The sequence below is a fragment of the Pseudomonas sp. 14P_8.1_Bac3 genome (assembly GCF_025466085.1).
In the GTDB taxonomy this organism is placed as follows: domain Bacteria; phylum Pseudomonadota; class Gammaproteobacteria; order Pseudomonadales; family Pseudomonadaceae; genus Aquipseudomonas.
Genome location: NZ_JANLOD010000014.1, coordinates 23,159 through 44,435 on the forward strand (window position 1 = coordinate 23,159; position 21,277 = coordinate 44,435).

At 62.3% G+C, this 21,277-nt stretch carries 25 protein-coding genes; 21 read left to right on the forward strand and 4 right to left on the reverse strand.

Annotation, left to right across the window (positions count from 1 at the left end; genetic code table 11):
• Positions 1-3: 3 nt before the first annotated feature.
• Entirely contained in the window at positions 4-366 is a 363-nt protein-coding gene (locus NTD84_RS04700) for a type II toxin-antitoxin system PemK/MazF family toxin (RefSeq protein WP_262163841.1), read from the reverse strand.
• Positions 366-635 carry an AbrB/MazE/SpoVT family DNA-binding domain-containing protein gene (locus NTD84_RS04705; protein ID WP_262163842.1) on the reverse strand — a complete coding sequence of 90 codons (270 nt, stop codon included), beginning with the start codon at positions 633-635 and terminating at the stop codon, positions 366-368. Before NTD84_RS04705 ends, NTD84_RS04700 begins: the two co-directional genes overlap by 1 nt.
• Positions 636-899: 264 nt before the next feature.
• Between NTD84_RS04705 and trxC the strand changes: the two genes are divergently transcribed.
• Positions 900-1,334 carry a thioredoxin TrxC gene (gene trxC, locus NTD84_RS04710; RefSeq protein WP_262163843.1) on the forward strand — a complete coding sequence of 145 codons (435 nt, stop codon included), beginning with the start codon at positions 900-902 and terminating at the stop codon, positions 1,332-1,334.
• Positions 1,335-1,454: 120 nt separating this feature from the next.
• On the opposite strand, the gene NTD84_RS04715 is transcribed toward trxC, so the two are convergent.
• A complete protein-coding gene (locus tag NTD84_RS04715) occupies positions 1,455-2,225 on the reverse strand; it encodes a ParA family protein (protein WP_262163844.1) in 771 nt (256 codons plus the stop codon).
• A 354-nt stretch (positions 2,226-2,579) separates the two neighbouring features.
• Between NTD84_RS04715 and NTD84_RS04720 the strand changes: the two genes are divergently transcribed.
• From NTD84_RS04720 to NTD84_RS04815, 20 genes are all read left to right on the forward strand, one after another.
• Positions 2,580-3,305, forward strand: a complete 726-nt coding sequence (locus tag NTD84_RS04720) for a beta-ketoacyl synthase chain length factor (RefSeq protein ID WP_262163845.1) — start codon at positions 2,580-2,582, stop codon at positions 3,303-3,305.
• Positions 3,281-4,093, forward strand: coding sequence for a lysophospholipid acyltransferase family protein (locus tag NTD84_RS04725; protein ID WP_262163846.1), 813 nt, complete (start codon positions 3,281-3,283; stop codon positions 4,091-4,093). Before NTD84_RS04720 ends, NTD84_RS04725 begins: the two co-directional genes overlap by 25 nt.
• Entirely contained in the window at positions 4,071-4,346 is a 276-nt protein-coding gene (locus NTD84_RS04730; RefSeq protein ID WP_262163847.1) for a phosphopantetheine-binding protein, read from the forward strand. Before NTD84_RS04725 ends, NTD84_RS04730 begins: the two co-directional genes overlap by 23 nt.
• Before the next feature lie 9 nt (positions 4,347-4,355).
• Entirely contained in the window at positions 4,356-4,610 is a 255-nt protein-coding gene (locus NTD84_RS04735) for an acyl carrier protein (protein WP_262163848.1), read from the forward strand.
• Positions 4,607-5,152 carry a hypothetical protein gene (locus NTD84_RS04740; protein WP_262163849.1) on the forward strand — a complete coding sequence of 182 codons (546 nt, stop codon included), beginning with the start codon at positions 4,607-4,609 and terminating at the stop codon, positions 5,150-5,152. Before NTD84_RS04735 ends, NTD84_RS04740 begins: the two co-directional genes overlap by 4 nt.
• Positions 5,149-6,828 (forward strand): acyl-CoA synthetase family protein, encoded by a 1,680-nt coding sequence (locus NTD84_RS04745; protein WP_262163850.1) that lies wholly within the window; start codon positions 5,149-5,151, stop codon positions 6,826-6,828. Before NTD84_RS04740 ends, NTD84_RS04745 begins: the two co-directional genes overlap by 4 nt.
• A 122-nt stretch (positions 6,829-6,950) precedes the next feature.
• Positions 6,951-7,685 carry a glycosyltransferase family 2 protein gene (locus NTD84_RS04750; RefSeq protein ID WP_262163851.1) on the forward strand — a complete coding sequence of 245 codons (735 nt, stop codon included), beginning with the start codon at positions 6,951-6,953 and terminating at the stop codon, positions 7,683-7,685.
• Entirely contained in the window at positions 7,682-8,629 is a 948-nt protein-coding gene (locus NTD84_RS04755) for a glycosyl transferase (protein ID WP_262163852.1), read from the forward strand. Before NTD84_RS04750 ends, NTD84_RS04755 begins: the two co-directional genes overlap by 4 nt.
• The gene (gene hutH / locus NTD84_RS04760; protein ID WP_262163853.1) at positions 8,610-10,154 is read left to right on the forward strand and encodes a histidine ammonia-lyase; all 1,545 of its coding nucleotides are present in this window, start codon (positions 8,610-8,612) and stop codon (positions 10,152-10,154) included. The genes NTD84_RS04755 and hutH overlap by 20 nt, the downstream gene beginning before the upstream one ends.
• Positions 10,147-10,572: an acyl-CoA thioesterase gene (locus tag NTD84_RS04765; RefSeq protein ID WP_262163854.1), complete on the forward strand. Its 426-nt coding sequence runs from the start codon at positions 10,147-10,149 to the stop codon at positions 10,570-10,572. The genes hutH and NTD84_RS04765 overlap by 8 nt, the downstream gene beginning before the upstream one ends.
• The gene (locus NTD84_RS04770; protein ID WP_262163855.1) at positions 10,569-11,258 is read left to right on the forward strand and encodes an outer membrane lipoprotein carrier protein LolA; all 690 of its coding nucleotides are present in this window, start codon (positions 10,569-10,571) and stop codon (positions 11,256-11,258) included. Before NTD84_RS04765 ends, NTD84_RS04770 begins: the two co-directional genes overlap by 4 nt.
• Entirely contained in the window at positions 11,242-13,581 is a 2,340-nt protein-coding gene (locus tag NTD84_RS04775; RefSeq protein WP_262163856.1) for an MMPL family transporter, read from the forward strand. The genes NTD84_RS04770 and NTD84_RS04775 overlap by 17 nt, the downstream gene beginning before the upstream one ends.
• Positions 13,578-14,735 (forward strand): sodium:proton antiporter, encoded by a 1,158-nt coding sequence (locus NTD84_RS04780; RefSeq protein ID WP_262163857.1) that lies wholly within the window; start codon positions 13,578-13,580, stop codon positions 14,733-14,735. The genes NTD84_RS04775 and NTD84_RS04780 overlap by 4 nt, the downstream gene beginning before the upstream one ends.
• The gene (locus tag NTD84_RS04785; RefSeq protein ID WP_262163858.1) at positions 14,722-15,969 is read left to right on the forward strand and encodes an NAD(P)/FAD-dependent oxidoreductase; all 1,248 of its coding nucleotides are present in this window, start codon (positions 14,722-14,724) and stop codon (positions 15,967-15,969) included. Before NTD84_RS04780 ends, NTD84_RS04785 begins: the two co-directional genes overlap by 14 nt.
• Positions 15,966-16,691 carry a class I SAM-dependent methyltransferase gene (locus tag NTD84_RS04790; RefSeq protein WP_262163859.1) on the forward strand — a complete coding sequence of 242 codons (726 nt, stop codon included), beginning with the start codon at positions 15,966-15,968 and terminating at the stop codon, positions 16,689-16,691. Before NTD84_RS04785 ends, NTD84_RS04790 begins: the two co-directional genes overlap by 4 nt.
• Entirely contained in the window at positions 16,691-17,227 is a 537-nt protein-coding gene (locus NTD84_RS04795) for a hypothetical protein (protein ID WP_262163860.1), read from the forward strand. The genes NTD84_RS04790 and NTD84_RS04795 overlap by 1 nt, the downstream gene beginning before the upstream one ends.
• A complete protein-coding gene (locus NTD84_RS04800; protein ID WP_262163861.1) occupies positions 17,224-18,420 on the forward strand; it encodes a beta-ketoacyl-[acyl-carrier-protein] synthase family protein in 1,197 nt (398 codons plus the stop codon). Before NTD84_RS04795 ends, NTD84_RS04800 begins: the two co-directional genes overlap by 4 nt.
• A complete protein-coding gene (locus NTD84_RS04805; RefSeq protein WP_262163862.1) occupies positions 18,417-18,884 on the forward strand; it encodes a hotdog family protein in 468 nt (155 codons plus the stop codon). The genes NTD84_RS04800 and NTD84_RS04805 overlap by 4 nt, the downstream gene beginning before the upstream one ends.
• Entirely contained in the window at positions 18,881-19,609 is a 729-nt protein-coding gene (gene fabG, locus NTD84_RS04810; RefSeq protein WP_262163863.1) for a 3-oxoacyl-ACP reductase FabG, read from the forward strand. The genes NTD84_RS04805 and fabG overlap by 4 nt, the downstream gene beginning before the upstream one ends.
• On the forward strand, positions 19,609-20,835 hold the full coding sequence (locus NTD84_RS04815) for a beta-ketoacyl-ACP synthase (RefSeq protein ID WP_262163864.1): 1,227 nt from the start codon (positions 19,609-19,611) through the stop codon (positions 20,833-20,835). The genes fabG and NTD84_RS04815 overlap by 1 nt, the downstream gene beginning before the upstream one ends.
• On the opposite strand, the gene NTD84_RS04820 is transcribed toward NTD84_RS04815, so the two are convergent.
• Positions 20,763-21,170: a type II toxin-antitoxin system PemK/MazF family toxin gene (locus NTD84_RS04820; RefSeq protein WP_262163865.1), complete on the reverse strand. Its 408-nt coding sequence runs from the start codon at positions 21,168-21,170 to the stop codon at positions 20,763-20,765. The genes NTD84_RS04815 and NTD84_RS04820 overlap by 73 nt on opposite strands.
• Between the last annotated feature and the right edge of the window lie 107 nt (positions 21,171-21,277).

Below are 21,277 nucleotides of genomic sequence, written 5' to 3' on the forward strand. Positions count from 1 at the left end.
GGGTCAATCCAATGGATCAATAACACTGACGACACGAGCAACAATGTCTGCCATCGTGATGTCATCCAGCCGTTCAACGAATTCGGCGGAGCCATCAGCGACACGTTGCTCGATGTCAAAACTGCGCACCTGGTTACACACTGCAACCCCGTTCGTTTCGTGACCGGAGACTATGACGGCCATTCCAGAGCTTCGGCAGAAACCTCCTCCGCTGGTCACCGGCACGGTCATGCTGACGCCCAGAACGTTGATTTCTCCGGGTGTTATCACGACGTAACGATGGCGATTCATCACTTCTCGACCCGAAACCGGATTGGGATCAATCCAATAGACATCGCCCCGCTGCGGAGCACGACGACGAACCATCAACCCAGCTCCCGACCGACTGGATCCCCATCACGCGCGGAGGCTGTCTGCGCGTTCAGTTCAGCCAGTTCTTCGGAACCTTCAAGCAACTCCGCAAGGCTGTAACGCTTTTTACGCGGCTGCGTCACGGGGCGAGCAATCAACTCCCCGTTGACCACGTTCAGCTCCAATTGCGCTCCCACCTCCAAGTGCAGGAGTTTCAGCAAGGTGGGCGGGAGAGTGATCACCGCAGCGCCACCTTGACGGCGAATTTTGGAAGTCACGGACATGGGATTACTCCTATCCGATAAATGAGAGGTATCGATTTCTCGATATGTGCAACAAAAGTAGCACGCGATTGAAGACAAAAGCGAAAGCCTCATAAAAATAGAGTCATTTTGAAGTTGCTTTCAGCGTAGCTACCGACCAGCGATGGAAAGCCGGAAAAATGTGAGTGTTTACTACATGCGCCGCTGCCGTTGACCCTTTTGTACTTGATAAACGATGCGGCAAACTCCAGATCAAGGGCAACCGCACTTTTTCAGAGCCCAATCATGACCGACTCACTCCTCATCCCCTGCCCCCACTGCAACGGCCTCAACCGCATTCCGGCTGAACGCCTCGGCGACCACCCGAAATGCGGGCGTTGCAAGGCCGAGGTCTTGCTGAGCAAGCCTTTCGAGCTGAAGCAAGGTGATTACGCCAGCCAGATCAAAGGCGATCTGCCGTTGCTGGTGGACGTGTGGGCGGACTGGTGCGGGCCGTGCAAGTCCTTTGCGCCGGTATTCGAGCAGGCGGCGGGGCAGTTGGCGGGTAAATGTCGGCTGGCCAAGCTCGACAGCGAAGCCAACCAGCCGCTATCGGCGCAGTTGGGGATTCGCTCGATTCCGAGCCTGATTCTGTTCAAGAACGGTCGGGAAGTGGCGCGGCAGAGTGGTGCGTTGCCGTTGCCGCAGTTGATGAGTTGGTTGCGCAGCCAGGGGGTCTGACGGCGCGAACCTACTGCAGGAGCGAGCTTGCTCGCGATGGGGGCTGATATTCAGCCTCTGCGCTGGTTGATCTAGCGCTATCGCGAGCAAGCTCGCTCCTACACTGGGTGAGCGTAATGTTCAGGCGTTTTCCAGCAGGTTATGCAGCTCGACAAACTGCTGAGTCAGCTTGTGCCGCGGATCAAGATGGATTAGCGGCGTGTTGGCCTGGTGGGATTCGCGCATACGCACCGAACTGCCCAGGTACACCGGCAGCACCGGCAACCCTTCGGCGATCAACTCGTCGAGGATCTGCTGGGGCAGGCTGGCGCGGGCCTGGAACTGATTGACCACGATGCCTTCAACTTCCAGCCCTTCGTTATGGTCATCCTTCAACTCTTCGATTTCCGCCAGCAGGCCGTACAGTGCCTGGCGCGAGAAACTGTCGCAGTCAAAGGGGATCAGCACGCGATCAGCGGCGATCAACGCAGATACCGCATAAAAATTCAGTGCTGGCGGGGTATCGAGGTAGATCCGGTCATAATCACCATCGAGCTCCTCGAGCAGTTTGCGCAACTTGTTGATCTTGTGTTTCGCCTCCAGCTTGGGCTGCAAATCGGCCAATTCAGCGGTCGCAGTGATGACGTGGAGGTTATCGAACGGGGTTTCGTAGATATCGACCTGATTTTTTTTCGAGAACGGCCCCGAAGACAGGGTCTGCTTGAAGAAGTCGGCAATGCCCATCGGAATATCATTACCGGTAAGCCCGGTGAGGTACTGGGTGGAGTTGGCTTGGGCATCGAGATCCACCAGCAGGGTGCGATAGCCCTCGCTGGCACTGACCGCCGCCAGATTGCAGGCAATGCTGGACTTGCCTACGCCGCCTTTCTGATTGAACACCACGCGCCGCATGTCAAAACCTCCGTGTATCAAAGAATGACCGAGTGTAGTAGTCCACGGCGTCGCTTAGCTACCTCGCCGGTAAAGGGACTACACAGTCACGAGTGAAGGCTCACTGAAAAAGTGGAAATCTCATCCAGAAACCGGCTCCCGCAGCCGACTGACAGACCCGTCCCAATGTGGATAATGGCCAAACGACAGCTAGCCACTATCCAATGGGTACATTTCGTTGCGCAAAAGGTATCCAGTATTTGCTACACGCTCGCCGCACCGGGATAATGCGCGCCACTCGGCGCTCAGCGTCACGTCAGGTGAACCGCTGCTTTTCCACTTGTCGCGTCAAAAAAGCCCGCAGGGGCGGGATGAATGCCTGTGATCAACTTCAACATCGCCCAATGGCGCGCGTGGGCCCCTGGGCTCGAAAGCGTGGACGATTGGCAGGCCTGGAGCCGACAACCGGTCGCGCCGCAGACCAGCGATGCCGCCCCCGACGTCTCGTTTCTGCCGGCCATGCAACGGCGGCGGCTCAGTCGCCTGGCGCGGATGGCGTTCAGCGTCGGCTGGCCATTGGCCGATGGTCGCCCTGACCTACCGTTGGTCTTTATTTCTCGCCACGGCGAAACCCCGCGCACCTTCGAAATTCTCAGCGACCTGGCCGCCGATCAGCCGCTGTCGCCGACCCAGTTCAGCCTGTCAGTCCATAACGCGGTCATCGGCCTGTGGTCGATCATGCGCGGCGAAACCAGCGAAATGACGGCCCTCGCCGCGGCCGGCGATGGCCTTGAACACGGCATGCTAGAGGCTGCGGCGTTACTGGCCGAAGGTGCGCCCGCGGTCCTGCTGGTAGTCGCCGAAGAGCAACCGCCCGAAGCGTACTCAACCTGGATCGACGACGTCCCCTTTCCTTACGCGGTGGGTTTGTTGCTAACGCCCGGCAATGACTGGCAGCTGTCCCTGAACAGCGCTTCGGAAGAGTTGTCCAAGACCCACTGGCCCCATGCCCTGAATCTCTTGCGTACCCTGCTCGGCCAGCAGACCACCTGCCAACATGCCTGGAAAAATCGTGTATGGACCTGGCAACGCAACCCGTAACTGACAAAAACCGCGACGCCTATTACTGGCGTTTGCTGGCCACTGCCGCAAGCTTTGCGCTCTTCGGGGTGGGCGGGCTGTGCCTGCGCCTGGTGATTTTCCCGGTGCTGAGCTGCCTGCCCGGCACTGCGCAAACCCACCGGCTCCGGGCGCGGCAAACCGTCAGTCGCTGTTTCTGGTTTTTCGTTCGGTTCATGGCGCGCACCGGCGTGCTGACCTACGACATACAGGGCGCGGAGAAACTCGGCCGGCCCGGACAGATGATCATCGCCAATCACCCGTCGCTGATTGACGTGGTGTTCCTGATCGGCCTGGTGCGCCACGCCAACTGCGTGGTGAAGAGCAGCCTTTGGGAAAACCCGTTTACCCGCGGCCCACTACGCCGCACCGATTACATCAGCAACGACGGCAGCATGGACATGCTCGACGCCGCGGCCGACGCGTTGAAAGGCGGCCAGACCCTGATCATTTTTCCCGAAGGCACCCGCACCCAGCCCGGCGAAGCGCCCTCCTTTCATCGGGGTGCCGCGTCGATCGCACTGCGCGGTGCGAAAATCCTCACCCCGGTAGTCATCAAGGTCAGTCCGACCACATTGACCAAGGCCGAACCCTGGTATCGCATCCCCAAACGCCGCGTGCACTTCAGTTTCCGCGTTGGGGCCGATATAGACCCACAGGCCTTCGCCGCGCAAGGGCCCGCCCCTCAGGCCTCGCGCAAGCTCAATGATTACCTGCATCACTACTTTATTAAGGAGCTCGCCGAAGATGAGCGATCTGCACACGCTTAGCCTCAAGCACGAAATCAAAGAACTGATCATCGAAGCCCTCGGCCTTGAAGACATCAGTGCCCAGGACATCGGCGACGATCAGACGCTGTTTGGCGAAGGCTTGGGCCTGGATTCCGTCGACGCCCTGGAGCTCGGCCTGGCGATCCAGAAAAAATACGGCATCAAGATCGACGCCGACGCCAAAGACACCCGCAATCACTTCAGCAACGTGGCGAGCCTTGCGGCGTTCGTCACCGCAAAACAGGCAGCTTGAGACCGGACCATGCAAACTCGTGAAGATATTTTCAACACCCTGCGCGATGCCTTGGTCGAACTCTTCGAACTGGACCCTGAACGTGTGAGCCTCGACTCCAACCTGTACCAGGACCTGGAAATCGACAGCATTGACGCGGTCGACCTGATCGACCACATCAAGCGCCAGACCGGCAAGAAAATCGCCGCCGAGGAATTCAAATCGGTGCGTACCGTCAGCGACGTGGTCGAGGCGGTCTACCGTCTGGTTCAACCGGCCGCATGAGCCGAGTGATCGGCCTTGGCCTGCTGCTGGCGGGCCTGCTGTACCCCTTCGCGGTGTATTTCGGCATGGAGCATTTCGCGCCGTGGCAGTTCGGCCTGCTGCTGGGCAGCCTGTGGCTGGCGCGGGCGCTGAGTGGCGTGCGCCGGCCCGGGAGCCTGTGGATGGCAATCGTCGCGATCGGGTTCTGCCTGTTGCTGGCGCTGTTCGACAGCCCCGCGATGCTGCGCTGGTACCCGGTGCTCATCAGCGGCTTCATGCTGGTGCTGTTCGGGTTGAGCCTGAAATATGGCCCGCCGATGATCGAACGCCTGGCCCGCCTGCGTGAACCGCGCTTGCCGCCCAAGGCGATTCGATACACCCGTCAGGTGACCGTTGCCTGGTGCGTGTTTTTTCTCTGCAACGGTTTGTGCGCCGCAGCCCTGACCCTCTGGGCGCCGCTGAGTTGGTGGATGTTGTACACCGGCCTGATCTCCTACGGGTTGATCGGCCTGATGTTTGCCATTGAATGGCTCATACGACAACGGGTACGAGGCCACCCATGAATTGGATAAAACTTGAGCAGCTATTGCTCAAGACGCAACCGGAACGCGCCGTCACGGCCGGGCCGGTGCTGACTCACGCTCAATTGTGCGAACAGGCCCTGAGCCTGGCCGCCGGCCTGCAAGCCCAAGGCGTGCAGCGCATCGCCGTGCACCTTGAAGACGCTGCCGACCTGGCGATCGCGCTGCTGGGCGCCTGGCGTGCCGGGGTCAGCGTGCTGCTGCCCGCGGACCTGCAAGCGCAAACCCGTCAGCGCTGGTCGGGCGAGGTCGATCTGTGGCTGACCGACCAGGTCGATGACGCGCACCTGAACGACTACCGCCACACGCCGTTGAACCCTGCCGCGCTGGATCTGCATCGCTGCACGTTGAGCCTGTGCACGTCCGGCTCCAGTGGCGAACCCAAGCGCATCGAAAAAAACCTGCGCCAATTGGCCAATGAGGTCGAGGCACTGGAACAGTTGTGGGGCGCCGACCTGGATCAGGCTTGCGTGATCGGCAGCGTCGCCACCCAACACATCTACGGCCTGCTGTTTCGGGTGTTGTGGCCGCTGTGCGCCGGACGCCCGTTCGTGCGCAGGCAACTGGCGTTTCCCGAAGACTTGCAGCGCGCCAGCCGCGAGCACCCGGTGTTTGCCTGGGTCGCCAGCCCGGCACTGCTCAAGCGCATGGGCGACAACCTCGATTGGCCGGCCTTGAGCGCGGTTCGCCGGGTGTTTTCCTCGGGCGGCGCCTTGCCGGCCGAGGCTGCGCAAAGCCTGCAGCAACGGCTGCAACAATGGCCGACAGAGATCCTCGGCAGTTCGGAAACCGGGGGTATTGCCTGGCGTCAGGGTCACGAACTCTGGCAAGCCTTTGCCGGTGTCGAATTGAGCCAGGACAGCGACGGCGCGCTGCTCGTCGCTTCGCCGTATCTGCCGCCCGGTCACGTCGAGCACACCGCGGATGCGGCGCGGATCGCCGTCGATGGCCGCTTCGAATTGCTCGGGCGGCTGGACCGGATCGTCAAACTGGAAGAAAAACGTATTTCGCTGCCGATGCTTGAACACGCATTGACGGATCACGAATGGGTCGCCGAAGCGCGCCTCGGCGTGGTCCAGGAAAATCGCGCCTCGCTGGGTGCGCTGCTGGTATTGAGCGAGTCTGGACTGCATGCCTTGCGCAATCAGGGGCGGCGCACGCTTACCCAGGAACTGCGCCAGCACCTGAGCCAGCATTGCGAAGCCTTGGCCCTGCCGCGCCGTTGGCGTTTGCTACGGCAACTGCCGCTGAACGCCCAAGGCAAATTGCCCCAGGCCGATGTGGAAGCGTTGCTGCTGTCGCCAAGGCCCAAGGCCCCGGAGATCCTCGAACAGATCGAAACCGAGGGCGAATGGAGCCTGCAACTGGCGGTGCCACCGGACCTGGCGTACTTCAGCGGCCATTTCCCTCAGGCGCCGGTATTGCCCGGCGTGGTGCAGGTGGAATGGGCGCTGCAGCTTGGCCAGCAACTGATGAGCCTGCCGGGAAAATTCGCGGGCATGGAAGTGCTGAAATTCCAGCAACTGGTGCGCCCGGGCGATGAAGTCCAATTGCACCTGCGCTTCGATCCGGTGCGCAGCAAGTTGTATTTCGCCTATCGCAATGAGACGGCTACGTGCTCCAGTGGGCGGATTTTGCTGGAGGTGATTGATGCATAAGTCAGGCGAATGCTTCGCACTCATTCGCGAGCAAGCCCGCTCCCGCATGAACACCGCCGCTCCACTGTGGGAGCGAGCCTGCTCGCGAAGCAGACACCTCGGTCTTTCAGGCGCGCCCGACCATGCATAACCCCTGCGCCATCGTCCCCGTCTACAACCACGAAACCGCGATCACCACCGTGGTCGATGCCCTGATTGCCTGCGGCCTGCCGTGCATTCTGGTGGACGACGCCAGCGATCAGGCCTGCGCGGCCGTGCTCGATCAACTGGCCCGGCGCGAAATGGTTTACCTGATCCGCCTCGCCGCCAACCAGGGCAAGGGCGGTGCGGTCATGACCGGTCTGCGTGAAGCCTCGCGCCTGGGGTTCAGCCACGCCCTGCAAGTGGATGCCGACGGTCAGCACGATCTGCAGGACGTCGCGATCTTCATCGAACACTCACGCGCCCATCCGCGCGCGGTGATCTGCGGCTATCCGCAGTACGACGCCAGCGTGCCGAAAGGTCGCCTGTACGCGCGCTACCTGACCCACGTCATGGTCTGGATCAACACGCTGTCCTTGCAGATCCGCGATTCCATGTGCGGCTTCCGCGTCTATCCATTGCCACCGACCCTGGCGCTGATCGACTCGGCGAAGATCGGCAAGCGCATGGACTTCGACTCGGACATCCTGGTGCGCCTGGCCTGGCGCAATCAGCCGATGCAATGGCTGCCCACCCAGGTGCGTTATCCGCTGGACGGCGTCTCGCACTTCAGAATGTTTCACGACAATGTCTTGATTTCGAGCATGCACACCCGGCTGTTCTTCGGCATGTTGCTGCGGGCACCGGCGATCCTGTGGCGGCGGTGGCGCGCATGAGCAGCGGCGTCGATAAAGAGCACTGGGCCGACCGCCAGGAGCGCGGCAGTTTCTGGCTGATGAAGCTCACTGCGTTTAGCGCGAAGGTACTCGGTCGCCGACTGTTGAGCCCGCTGTTGTACGGCATCGTCCTGTACTTTTTCCTGTTCGGCCGCGATGCCCGCCGCAGTGCCTGGCAATACCAGCAGCGCCTCGCCGACTGGAGCAATCGCAACGAACTACGCCCGACCCAATGGCGGGTGTTCGGCCAGTTCATGGCCTTCGCCGATTCGATGCTCGACAAACTCGACGTGTGGAACGGCAAGCTGAGCATCGAGCAGATCGAAATCATCGACCCGGCGTTGCTGCGCAATCAGCTGCGCGGCAGTCGTGGCCAACTGTTGGTGGGCGCCCATCTGGGCAATCTCGAAGTGTGCCGGGCGCTGGCGGAACTTGGCGAAAAGGTCACGATGAACGTGCTGGTGCACACCAAGCACGCCGAGCAATTCAATCGCTTGCTCGGCGAAGCCGGGGCGACCAATCTGCGGCTGATCCAGGTCAGCGAGCTTGATCCGGTGATCATGCTGCAACTGCACGAACGCCTGAAGCGCGGCGAGTGGCTGGCGATTGCCGGCGATCGTGTGCCACTGCATGGCGGGCGCAGCGTGACCGTGGATTTTCTTGGCCACCCGGCGAAATTCCCGCAAGGGCCGTGGCTACTGGCGGGTTTGTTGAAGTGCCCGGTCAACCTGCTGCTGTGCCTGAAGAAGCCCGACGGTGATTATCGACTGACCCTCGAACCGTTCGCCGACGCGATCACCTGGAAACGAAGTGATCGAGAACAGGTCATTCATCAGTGGGCCTCCCGCTACGCCGAACGCCTGGGTCACTATTGCCTCGAAGCGCCTCAACAATGGTTCAACTTTTACCCTTTCTGGAAGACCGATGACGACGCCAACGCTTGAGCCGGTAACCTTCGGCGAACTCCCATTGCGCATCGAAGACGTGCTGGCCCTGGCCAACCGTCAGGCGCCGACGCAGTTGCAGGGCGATCCCGCTTACCGCGAGCGCATCGCCAAGGGCGCGCGATTTCTCGATTCCCTGCTGGACAAGGAAGGGGTGATCTATGGCGTGACCACCGGCTATGGTGATTCCTGCGTGGTCGCGGTGCCGCTGCATCACGTCGAAGCGTTGCCGCGTCATCTGTACACGTTCCATGGTTGCGGGCTCGGCAAGTTGCTCGACGCCCAAGCCACCCGCGCCGTGCTCGCGGCGCGGTTGCAGTCGCTGTGCCATGGCGTGTCCGGAGTTCGCATCGAATTGCTGGAACGTCTGCAAGCGTTTCTCGAGCACGACATCCTGCCGCTGATTCCGGAAGAGGGTTCGGTGGGGGCCAGCGGCGACCTGACGCCGCTGTCCTACGTTGCAGCGACCTTGTCCGGCGAACGCGACGTGATGTTCCGTGGCGAACACCGCCAAGCCGCCGACGTGCACCGCGAACTCGGCTGGCAGCCGCTGGTGTTGCGGCCGAAGGAAGCCCTGGCGCTGATGAACGGCACCGCGGTCATGACCGGCCTCGCCTGCCTGGCCTACGCCCGCGCCGACTATCTGCTGCAACTGGCCACGCGCATCACCGCGCTGAACGTGGTCGCGTTGCAGGGCAACCCGGAGCACTTCGACGAGCGCCTGTTCGCTGCCAAACCGCATCCGGGACAGATGCAAGTCGCCGCATGGTTGCGCAAGGACCTGGCAATCGACGCGCCGACCGCGCCGCTGCATCGCCTGCAAGATCGCTATTCCCTGCGTTGCGCGCCCCACGTCCTCGGCGTCCTGGCCGACAGCCTGAACTGGCTGCGCGGGTTCATCGAGATCGAGCTCAACAGCGCCAACGACAACCCGATCATCGACGCCGAAGCCGAACGCGTGCTGCACGGCGGGCATTTCTATGGCGGCCACATCGCGTTCGCCATGGACAGCCTGAAAAACCTGGTGGCCAACGTCGCCGACCTGCTCGACCGGCAACTCGCGTTGCTGGTGGACGAGCGTTACAACCATGGTTTGCCGAGCAACCTGTCCGGCGCCACGGCGGATCGTGCGATGCTCAACCACGGCTTCAAAGCCGTGCAGATCGGCACCAGTGCCTGGACCGCCGAAGCCTTGAAAAATACGATGCCGGCGAGCGTGTTTTCGCGTTCCACCGAATGCCACAACCAGGACAAGGTGAGCATGGGCACCATCGCCGCTCGCGACGCGATTCGTGTGCTGGAGCTGACCGAACAGGTCGCTGCCGCCACGCTGCTGGCTGCCAATCAAGGCGTGTGGCTGCGCAGCAAGGCCGAGGACGCACGCCCGTTGCCGCCCGTCCTCGCCGCCATGCACGAAGACCTGGCCCGGGATTTCCCGCCGGTCATCGAAGACCGCGCGCTGGAAGGCGAATTGCGCCTGTGCCTGAAGCGAATTACCGAGCAACACTGGAGGCTGCATGCGTAGCAAGGGCGTGCTTCACATCGATACGGAAATCCTCGTGCCGTTCTTTGACGTCGACACCATGAACGTGGTCTGGCACGGCCATTACGTGAAATACCTGGAAATCGCCCGCTGCGCGCTGCTGGACAGGATCGGCCACAACTACAGCGCGATGGTCGAATCGGGTTACGCCTGGCCGGTGATCGACCTGCAACTGCGCTACGTGCGCGGCGCCGTGTTCGGGCAGAAACTGAACGTGCGGGCCAATCTGGTGGAGTGGGAGAACCGTCTGAAGATCAATTACCTGATCAGCGACCTGCAAACCGGCGAACGCCTGACCCGCGCCATGTCGGTGCAAGTCGCGGTCGACATGGCCAGCCGTGAGATGCAACTGGCCTCACCAAAGGTCTTCACCGACGCCGTTGAGAGGGCGCTGACATGACCTCCGAAGTAGAAGCGAGCCTGCTCGCGATGGTCGATAACGATGACGCGGGGCACCAGACACTGCGCGGCGCTCTCAGGTTTTTCGCGAGCAGGCTCGCTCCTGCAGTGTTCTGCGTGTTACTGGGCATTCCGGGGCTGGCGCATGCCTTTGATTTGCAGCAGTTGAGCGATCAACTGAGCAAACCCGAAGTGATCCACGGTGGCTTCATCCAGGAAAAACACCTGCGCGCCCTCCCCCAGCCGTTGACCAGCAAGGGCACCTTCGTCCTCGCCAAAAACCACGGCCTGCTCTGGCTGCTGAAAACCCCGCTGCAGCAGGATTACCGCATCACCGCCAAAGGCATCGCGCGGCGTGACGCCAGCGGCTGGCAACTGCTGCCGGGCAAGAATGCCGGCGCCGAGCAGAACCGCTTGTTCCTCGCCGTGCTGCAAGGCGACAGCAGCGGGTTGCAAAGGGACTTCGAACTGTCCCTGAGCGGCGATGCGCAGCGTTGGAAGCTGACCTTGATCCCCCGCTCGCTGCTGCTCAAACAGGTGTTCAATCAGATCAACATCACCGGCGGCGAACTGGTGCACAGCATCGAACTGCTGGAAACCCAGGGCGACATCACGCTGTTGCGCATGCAGGACAGCACCGCCAGCCAACCGTTGAGCGACGCGGAGTTACATGACTTTGCCGAGTGAACGCATGCTTCCGCGCCTGTTCCTGATCCTGCTGCTGGCCGTGCTCGCGCTCGCGGGCTGGCAATGGCGCAACGGCGCTCCCCTGTCAGCGAACCTGATGGAACTGGTGCCCGGTACGGCGCCGGACGCGCTGGAACTGCGCGCCGAACAGCGCATGCAGGAGCCGCTGAACCGGGAAATGTTGGTGCTGGTCGGCCACCAGGATCGTCAGCACGCGGTCGCTATGGCGGAAAAACTCGGCGAGCAATGGCAGGCCAGCGGTTTGTTCGAAAAGGTCCAGTGGACATTGCATGCCGACTTGCCGGCGCTGCGCACGCAGTTGTTGCAGGGTCGACTGGCGATGCTTGCGGAAACGGACCGGCAGCAACTGATCGAGCACCCCGACGCGTTTATCCAGCAACGGGTTCAAGCGCTGTTCGACCCGTTCACCGGGTTCAGCCTGGTGCCGAGCCAGGACGACTGGCTGGGTCTGACCGGGCGCATCCAGAACAGCCAGCCACAACACGGTTCGGTGCAACTGGACATCGGCAGCGGCGCCCTGGTTGCCGATGCCGACGGCAAGAGTTGGGTGTTGCTGCGGGCGCGCACCACCGGCAATGCCTTCGACATGAACCTGCCGCTGCAGGTCGCGGCGCTGCTCAAGCACAGCCGTGAGGAAGCCGCTCAATCCGATGTGCAACTGCTGGCCGCCAGCGGCCTGCTCTATGCGGCCAATGGTCAGCAACAAGCCACCCGCGAAATGACGTGGGTCGGCGGCGGTGCAACCGTCGGCATTCTGTTGCTGTTGCTGCTGGCGTTCCGCCGCTGGCGGGTGTTGCTGGCGTTCGTCCCGGTGCTGGTGGGCATGCTGTTCGGCGCGGTGGCCTGCGTGGCGTTGTTCGGCCATATGCACGTGATCACCCTGGTGCTCGGCTCCAGCCTGATCGGCGTCGCGGTCGACTACCCGCTGCACTATCTGTCCAAGAGCTGGAGCCTGAAACCCTGGCACAGCTGGCCGGCCTTGCGCCTGACCTTGCCGGGCCTGACTCTGAGCCTGGTCACCAGCTGCATCGGTTACCTCGCGCTGGCCTGGACACCGTTCCCGGCCCTGACCCAGATCGCCGTGTTCTCTGCCGCAGGGCTGCTTGGCGCTTACCTTTCGGCGGTGTGCCTCCTGCCCGCGCTGCTCAAGGGGGCGGATTTGCGCCCGGCGCAGTGGCCGCTGCGAGTGTCCGAATATTTGCTGGATCGCCGTGAGTCGCTGCTGCGAATCACGCGCACGCCGGTGCTGCTGGCCCTGTTGATTGCTTTCTGTGTGGGGGGGCTGTTGCAGCTCCAGAGCAAAAACGATATTCGCCAGTGGGTCGGTGCGCCGCAGCAATTGACTGACGAAGCGCAGACCATCGCGCGTATCACCGGCTACCAGCCTACTAGCCAGTTCTTCCTGGTGCGCGCAGCCAATCAGCAGCAATTGCTGGAGCGCCAGGCTGCGTTGAGCGAGCGCCTGGATCAGTTGGTCAATCTCGACAAACTTCAGGGGTATCTGTCGCTCAATCAATTGGTCAGCCCGCCCAGTGAACAGCGCCAGGTGCGTGAAGCGTTGAATAAACTGCCGCAGTTCTGGCAACCGCTGCTCGACGTCGGTGTGCCGCTCGATGCGCTGAAAACCGAGCTGGCGACATTGCAGGCGTTGTCCACCGAAGACATCGACAGCGCGCTGACCGGTCCGCTGGCCGAGCCCTATCGCCCACTGTGGCTGGGGCCGACCGATGACGGCGTGGCGGCGATGGTCAGCCTGCAGGGCCTGAACAACCCGGCGCTGCTGCGGGTTCAGTCACTGGACTTGCCGGGGGTAGAACTGGTGGATCGCCTCGGCGAATTGAACGACGTGTTTGCCAGGACGCAGATCAGCGCCGCTGAATTGAAACTCGCCTCCTGCGTACTGATCGTGCTGGCGCTGATTCTGCCGTTCGGCTTGGGAGGCGCGCTGCGCATTGTTGCCCTGCCGCTGCTGGCAGCATTGTGCAGCCTCGCCAGTCTCGGCTGGCTCGGCCAACCGCTGACATTGTTCAGCCTGTTCGGCTTGCTGCTGGTGACGGCGATCAGCGTCGACTACGCGATCCTCATGCGCGAACAGGTCGGCGGTGCCGCCGTGAGCCTGCTGGGCACCTTGCTGGCGGCGCTGACCACCTGGCTGTCGTTCGGTTTGCTGGCGGTGTCCAGCACGCCGGCGGTGAGCAATTTCGGGCTGTCGGTCAGCCTGGGCCTGATGTTCAGCTTTCTGCTCGCGCCGTGGGCCGGACGCCAGGTACATGCGGCCACGGTCGCGGAGTCGGCAGCATGATGATCGTGCTGTTTTGGGCAATGGCCCTGGCGCTGTTCGCCGTGGCCACGCGGGTGGGCCGACACTTCGGCCTGATCCCGATCGTCAGCCAGTTGCTGCTGGCCACGGTCGGCCTGCCACTGCTGATGTACTTCTGGATCGAACCGCAATGGCAGTTGAGCGGCGCAACGCTGGTCGCGCCGGTCTGGCTGAAAAACCTCTACAGCCTGAGTTTCGCGTTGTTGCTGGGTTACATCCTCAGTGACGTGATTGATCTGCGGCTCGATCGCCAAAGCCTGAAAATCGCCTTGCCGAGTTTCTGCGTGCCGTTTGCCTGCGGGCTCGCGACCGCGGTCTGGTGGCTGCCGCCACAGCCGTGGATCAGTTCGCTCGCGGTCGGCCTGCTGTTCGCCATCACCGCGATCCCGGTGCTGTATTTGTACCTGCGCCACATCGGCTACCCGACCACGGCCACCCGGCGTCTGGTGCAGACCGCGATCCTGATCGACCTCACCTGCTGGACGATTTTCGCCATCGCCCAAGGCAGCCTGCACTTGAGCAGCCTGTTGTTGCCGCTGGCCTGCGCCTGCCTGCCCTTGCTGTTGCGCCTGCTCGGCTTGCGCCAGCCGCGGCTGTACAGCGGCTGTTTCTTCGCGCTGCTGGTGGTGGCCGAGCACTACAAGCTCAACGCGCTGATCGTCGGCATCGGTTACCTGCTGTGCATGGCGATGCTCAAGATACCGCTGGTGCTGCCCGTGCCGGCGATCTGGATGACCCGCCTGCAGACCTGGGTCGCGATTCCACTGATCCTCACGTTCGGCATCGTGCAGATCAACGTCCACAGCGCCATGGACAGCCTGAGCTGGTTGCAACTGGCCATGCTGTTGCTGCTGCCGATCGCCAGTAAATTGCTGGGCAACTGGCTCGGACTGGGTTGGGCCGGCGCTTCGTTTGCCGGCGCCAGCCGCTGGCGTGAAAGTATCCTGCTGAATATTCGCGGCCTGAGCGAGATCGTCTTTCTCAACCTGCTGCTGCAACAACACCTCATCAGCCCGCCGCTTTACTTCGCGCTGATGCTGATGGGCCTGATCGCGACACTGCTGCCGGCATTGGTCGGCATGCATCGAATTCCTCTGGCTGCCATCCCGGCAAGGAGCCCCCATGCCAACCATTGAAATGGAACGTCGTCAGGTCGTGATCATCGGCGCCGGTCCGTCGGGCGCCATCGCCGCCGCGCTGCTCAAGCGCAAAGGGCACGACGTGCTGGTCATCGAGCGTCAGCGTTTCCCACGGTTCTCCATCGGCGAAAGCCTGCTGTCGCACTGCCTGGATTTCGTCGAAGAAGCCGGCATGCTCGAGGCGGTAAACGCTGCCGGTTTCCAGCTGAAAACCGGCGCAGCGTTCGCCTGGGGCGAGCAGTACAGCGCCTTCGATTTCGGCGACACCTTCAGCAACGGCAAGCCGACCACCTTCCAGGTCCTGCGCGCCGATTTCGACAAACTGCTGGCCGATCAAGCGGCGCTGCAAGGCGTGGAAATCCGCTACGGCGAAGCGATCGTCAGCGTGGATATCGCGCGGGCGAAACCGCTACTCGGCGTCCAGCGTGAGGACGGCAGCGAGTACCGCATCGAAGCGGATTTCATGCTCGACGCCAGCGGCTACGGCCGCGTCCTGCCGCGCCTGCTCGATCTCGAAGCACCGTCGAATTTCCCGGTGCGTCAGGCAGTGTTCACCCACATCGAAGACCGTATCGAGCATCCGACCTTCGACCGCACGAAAATCCTCGTCACCACGCACCCGACTCAACGGGATATCTGGTTCTGGACCATCCCGTTCAGCAACGGCCGCTGCTCGGTGGGCGTGGTCGCGGCGGCGGAGCATTTTGCCGGTCGCACCGACAATCTGGATGACTGCCTGCGCGGCTTCATCGCCGAAACCCCCAGCCTGTCCGGCGTGCTGAAGAATGCCGTGTGGGATACCCCGGCGCGCACCATCGGCGGCTATTCCGCCAACGTCAAAACCTTGCACGGGCCGGGCTTCGCGCTGCTCGGCAACGCAGCGGAATTTCTCGACCCGGTGTTCTCCTCCGGCGTGACCATCGCCATGCGCTCGGCAAGCATGGCCGCCGCGGTTCTGCACCGGCAGTTGCAAGGGGAAAGCGTCGACTGGCAAACAGCATTCGCCGAACCGCTCAAGCGCGGCGTCGATACCTTCCGCTGCTACGTCGAAGGCTGGTACGCCGGGACGTTCCAGGACGTGATTTACCATCCGGACAGCTCACCGGACATCCGCCGCATGATCAGTTCGATCCTCGCCGGTTATGCCTGGGACGAGCGCAATCCATTCGTGGCCGAACCGAAGCGCCGGCTGCGGATGCTGTCGGAACTCTGTGCGAGGGATGCCTCGTGAGTTACTTGAGCGAAGACTACGTCGAAGAGACCCGCTTCGGTTTCTGGTTCTTGCGCAGCCACACTTGGCAGCATCATGTGCTGCGCGTGGCGATCAATGACCTGCGCAGTCTGTTCAGCGAACCGCTGCCCGATCATCCGGTGCTGCTGGATGCCGGTTGCGGCCAGGGCAAGTCGTTCCAGTACCTGCGCCAGACCTTTGCCCCGCAACGGCTGATCGGTGTCGACGCCGACCCGCACAGCCTCGACCTGAGCCGCGAAGAAGCCGTCCGCCAGGGCATCGACGTAGAGTTGATCGGCAGCGACTGCGCGACCCTCGCCGTGCCGGACGCCAGCATCGACCTGCTGTTCTGTCACCAGACCTTCCATCACCTGGTGGAACAGGAAAAGGCGCTGGCGGAGTTCTACCGGGTGCTCAAGCCGGGCGGTTATCTGCTGTTCGCCGAATCCACCGAGGCTTACATTGATACCTGGGTGATTCGCTGGTTGTTCCGCCATCCGATGCACGTGCAGAAAAGCGCTGCCGGGTACCTCGACATGCTTCGTCGCCAGGGTTTCCAGTTCGCCGCGCACAACGTGTCGTATCCGTATTTATGGTGGAGCCGTGCCAGGGATTTCGGCCTGCTTGAACGTTTGGGTCTGCGTCAGCCAAAACCCTTTGGGCAACGGGAAGAAACGTTGGTGAATGCGGTGGCGCGCAAACCGCTTGAAGGTGCCGTGTGATGTTCATTGTCAATCAATCAAAACGCATACCCACTCCCACAGGACCAGCGAATATTCTGAAATTCCTGCTGCTCGGCGCGGCCCTGCTGCTGAGCGCCTGCGCCAGCCAGGCGCCGCTGCCTGAACACTCCCCTAACATGCCCCTGCCGCAACAACTGCACATCCAGCGCCTGCTCGACGGCCAGCGTCAGGACTGGGTGCTGGTGATTGCGCGGGAAGGTCCGGGCATTCGCTGGTCGATGATGGACCTGCTAGGCATTCCCCAGGCACGGCAGAAACTGATCGACGGCCAATGGCAGGCCGACGGTCTGCTGCCGCCCAATCCGGAAGCCCGCGCGTTGTTCGCCGCACTGATGTTCGCGCTGACGCCCAGGGACGAGCTGACCGGCAACTACCCCGAGGCCTGGCAGCATGGCGCGCAACGCTCCCTGCCGGCGCATTGGGACGTTCGTTACGCACAACCGCTGAGCTTTGAATTGAAATTGCCGCAAGGCCCGACGTATCAGGTCACGCCCCTGACCGGTGAGACGCCATGACCGCCTACCTCAACGCCCTCGGGCTGATCTGCGCCCTGGGCCGCGGCACACGGGAAGTGGCGCGCAACCTGTTTGCCGGCGATTGCTCCGGCATGCGCAGCGAGGCCGGCTGGGTGCCGGAACGTTCGTTGCCGGTGGCCGCCGTGCGCGGCGACCTGGCGTCGATCCCGGCGGAGCTGGCAACGCAAAGCAGCCGCAACAACCAACTGCTGCTGGAAGCGGCGCTGCAAATCCGCAGCGACATCGATCAAGCAATCCACACCTACGGGCGCGACCGCATTGGCGTGATCCTCGGCACCAGCACCTCGGGCATCGACGAAGCCAGTCGCGGGCTGGCCCATTACATCCGCGAGCAGCAGTTCCCCGCCGATTACGACTACCAGCAACAGGAGCTCGGCGCGCCGGCGAATTTCCTCGCCGACTGGCTGCAACTGAGCGGCCCGGCCTACGTGATTTCCACCGCTTGCACCTCCAGCGCCCGGGCGCTGATGAGTGCCCAGCGCCTGCTGGACCTGGGCCTGTGCGACGCGGTGCTGTGCGGTGGCGTCGACAGTTTGTGCAAGCTGACCCTCAACGGGTTCTCGGCGCTGGAAGCGGTTTCCGAGCAACGCTGCAACCCGTTCTCGGTGAACCGCAACGGCATCAACATCGGCGAAGCGGCGGTGCTGTTTCTGATGACCAAACATGCCGGTGACAAGCGGTCGATTGCCCTCCTCGGCAGTGGCGCCAGCTCTGATGCGCACCACATTTCAGCCCCAGAACCGAGCGGCCGCGGCGCCCTGCAAGCGATGCGCAAAGCCTTGAGCCGCGCAAACCTGCAAGCCGGACAGATCGGTTACCTGAACCTGCATGGCACCGCTACCCAACACAATGACGCCATGGAAAGCCTGGCGGTGACGACGCTGTTTCCGGCCGGCGTGCCGTGTTCATCGACCAAACCCATGACCGGCCACACCCTTGGCGCGGCCGGCGCGCTGGAAGCGGCGTTCTGCTGGCTGAGCCTGAGCGCCGACAACCACGAACAGTCGTTGCCGCCCCACGTCTGGGATGGCCAGCCAGACCCCGATCTGCCGTCCCTGAAATGGGTGACCGCAACCGATCGCCTGGCGTCCATTGCACCGCGCTACCTGATGAGCAATTCCTTCGCTTTCGGTGGCAATAACGTCAGCCTGATTATCGGAGACGCCCCATGATTGACTGGCCGCTCGCCGAACTGCTGCCGCACGCTGGCGACATGATCCTCATCGATCAGATCATCGCGTTCGACGACGAGCAGATTCACACCCGTCTCACCGTCAAGCCCGACGGCCTGTTCAGTCGTCCCGACGGCAGCCTGCCGGCGTGGGTCGGCATCGAACTGATGGCCCAGAGCGTGGCCGCTTACGCCGGCTGCCATGCGCGCCAGCGGGGTGATGCGGTGGAGTTGGGCTTCCTGCTGGGCACGCGTAAATTCGAATGCAACGTCGAACATTTCCCCGCCGGCACCGAGTTGACCATCCACGGGATCCGCTCGCTGGAAGACGACAACGGCATGGGCGTGTTCGAATGCCACATCAACGCCCCCGGCATTCACGCCACCGCACGGCTGAACGTGTTCCGCCCGCCTCAGGCGACTCAATATCTTCATGAAAACCCTGCACAAGGAACCTCGCCATGACTGAATCCGTACTGGTCACCGGTTCCAGCCGTGGCATCGGCCGTGCCATCGCCTTGCGCCTGGCCCTGGCCGGGCACGACATCGTGCTCCATTGCCGCAGCGGTCTGGCCGACGCCGAGGCGGTGAAGGGCGAAATCGAAGCCCTGGGCCGCCACGCACGCATCCTGCAATTCGACGTGTCCGACCGCGCCAGCTGCAAAGCCATTCTCGAAGCCGACGTGGAAAACCACGGCGCCTATTACGGCGTGGTGCTCAACGCGGGCCTGACGCGTGACGGTGCTTTTCCGGCGCTGAGCGAGGATGATTGGGACGTGGTGATGCGCACCAACCTCGACGGTTTCTACAACGTGCTGCACCCGGTGATGATGCCGATGATCCGTCGGCGCGCGGCCGGGCGCATCGTGTGTATCACCTCGGTATCCGGTTTGATCGGCAATCGAGGGCAGGTCAACTACAGCGCGTCCAAGGCCGGTTTGATCGGCGCGGCGAAAGCGTTGGCGATCGAACTGGGCAAGCGCAAAATCACCGTCAACTGTGTCGCACCCGGCTTGATCGACACAGCCATGCTTGACGAAAACGTGCCGGTGGAAGAACTGATGAAAATGATTCCCGCACAGCGCATGGGCACCCCGGAAGAGGTGGCCGGCGCGGTGAATTTCCTGATGTCGGCGGAAGCGTCGTACATCACCCGGCAGGTTCTGGCCGTCAACGGAGGCCTGTGCTGATGAAGCGCGTCGTCGTCACCGGCATGGCCGGCATCACCTCGCTGGGCAGCGACTGGGACACCATCGCCGCCAACTTTGCGGCCAACCGCAGCGGCATCCGCCGGATGGACGAGTGGGATCGTTTCACTGAACTCAACACGCGCCTGGCCGGGCCGATCGATGATTTCAGAGTGCCGAGTCACTGGACCCGCAAGCAACTGCGCAGCATGGGACGCGTTTCGCGCTTGGCCGTCGGCGCGGCGGAACAGGCACTGGCCGACGCCGGTTTGCTCGGTGACGAATCGATCAAGGACGGGCGCATGGGCGTCGCCTGCGGTTCCTCCACGGGCAGCACCGACGAGATCAAGGCGTTCGGCAACATGTTGCTCAATTCCGTGGCCGAGGGCCTGAACGCCAACTCCTACGTGCGCATGATGCCGCACACCACGGCGGCGAATATCAGCATCTTCTTCGGCCTCACCGGCCGACTGATCCCCACCTCCAGCGCCTGCACCAGCGGCAGCCAGGGCATCGGTTATGCCTACGAGTCGATCAAGTTCGGCCGTCTGCCGTTGATGCTTGCTGGCGGTGCCGAAGAACTGTGCCCCACCGAAGCCATGGTCTTCGACGCGCTTTACGCCACCAGCCTGAAAAATGACGCACCGCAAACGTCCCCGCGCCCCTACGACAGCGGTCGCGATGGCCTGGTGATCGGAGAAGGCGGCGGCATGCTGGTGCTCGAAGAATTGGAGCACGCCCTGGCGCGCGGCGCGCACATCCATGCCGAACTCGTCGGTTTCGGCAGCAACGCCGACGGCCAGCACACCACGCGCCCGGAACAGGCAACGATGCGCCGGGCCATGGAACTGGCCCTGGAAGACGCCGGTTTACAGCCCTCGGACATCGGCTACGTCAATGGCCACGGCACCGCCACCGAACAGGGCGACATCGCCGAAACCCTGGCGACCAGCAGCCTGTTCGGTGAGCACATGCCGATCAGTTCGCAGAAGAGTTTCCTCGGCCACACCCTCGGCGCATGCGGGGCGCTGGAGTCGTGGTTCAGCATCGAAATGATGAACCGGGATTTGTATGCGCACACCTTGAACCTCGATGAGGTTGATCCGAACTGCGGCAAGCTCGATTACCTGCGCGGCGAGTTTCGGCAGATGAAGAATCAGTTTGTGATGAATAACAACTTTGCGTTTGGCGGGGTGAATACGTCGTTGATCTTCAAGCGCTGGGCGTAACGCCAGAAACGACAAAGGGCGCTGCGTACTGCGATTTTGATTGCGTAGAATTCGTCTGTTTCAAGTTGTGATACGACATAAACACGCTTTCCCTGACGGTCTCGACTTTTGATGAGGTCGAGTCTGGAAAGGCTTACTGTCGCAACCATGTCGCATTTTGCCCAGCAGGTCGGACTCGCCCCGTGAAGGTGACTGCGCAGTTCAAGATGGTGATCGAGTAAACGATCCGGAGCGGTCGTGCTCAGTGGCACGACCGTTACCAAGTTGGTCCTGTGTTTACGTATCACGACAACTGGCCTGACCGAATGGAACGCCAATACGCTTCGCAAAACCACGAGCTACTAAACCCGATCACTGGGAGCCAGTGACACGAACCAAGTTACCGACGGCCCTAAAAGCGCACAAGCCGGCGGATTCTGGCGTAGTCGTAGGCGCTGCCGCA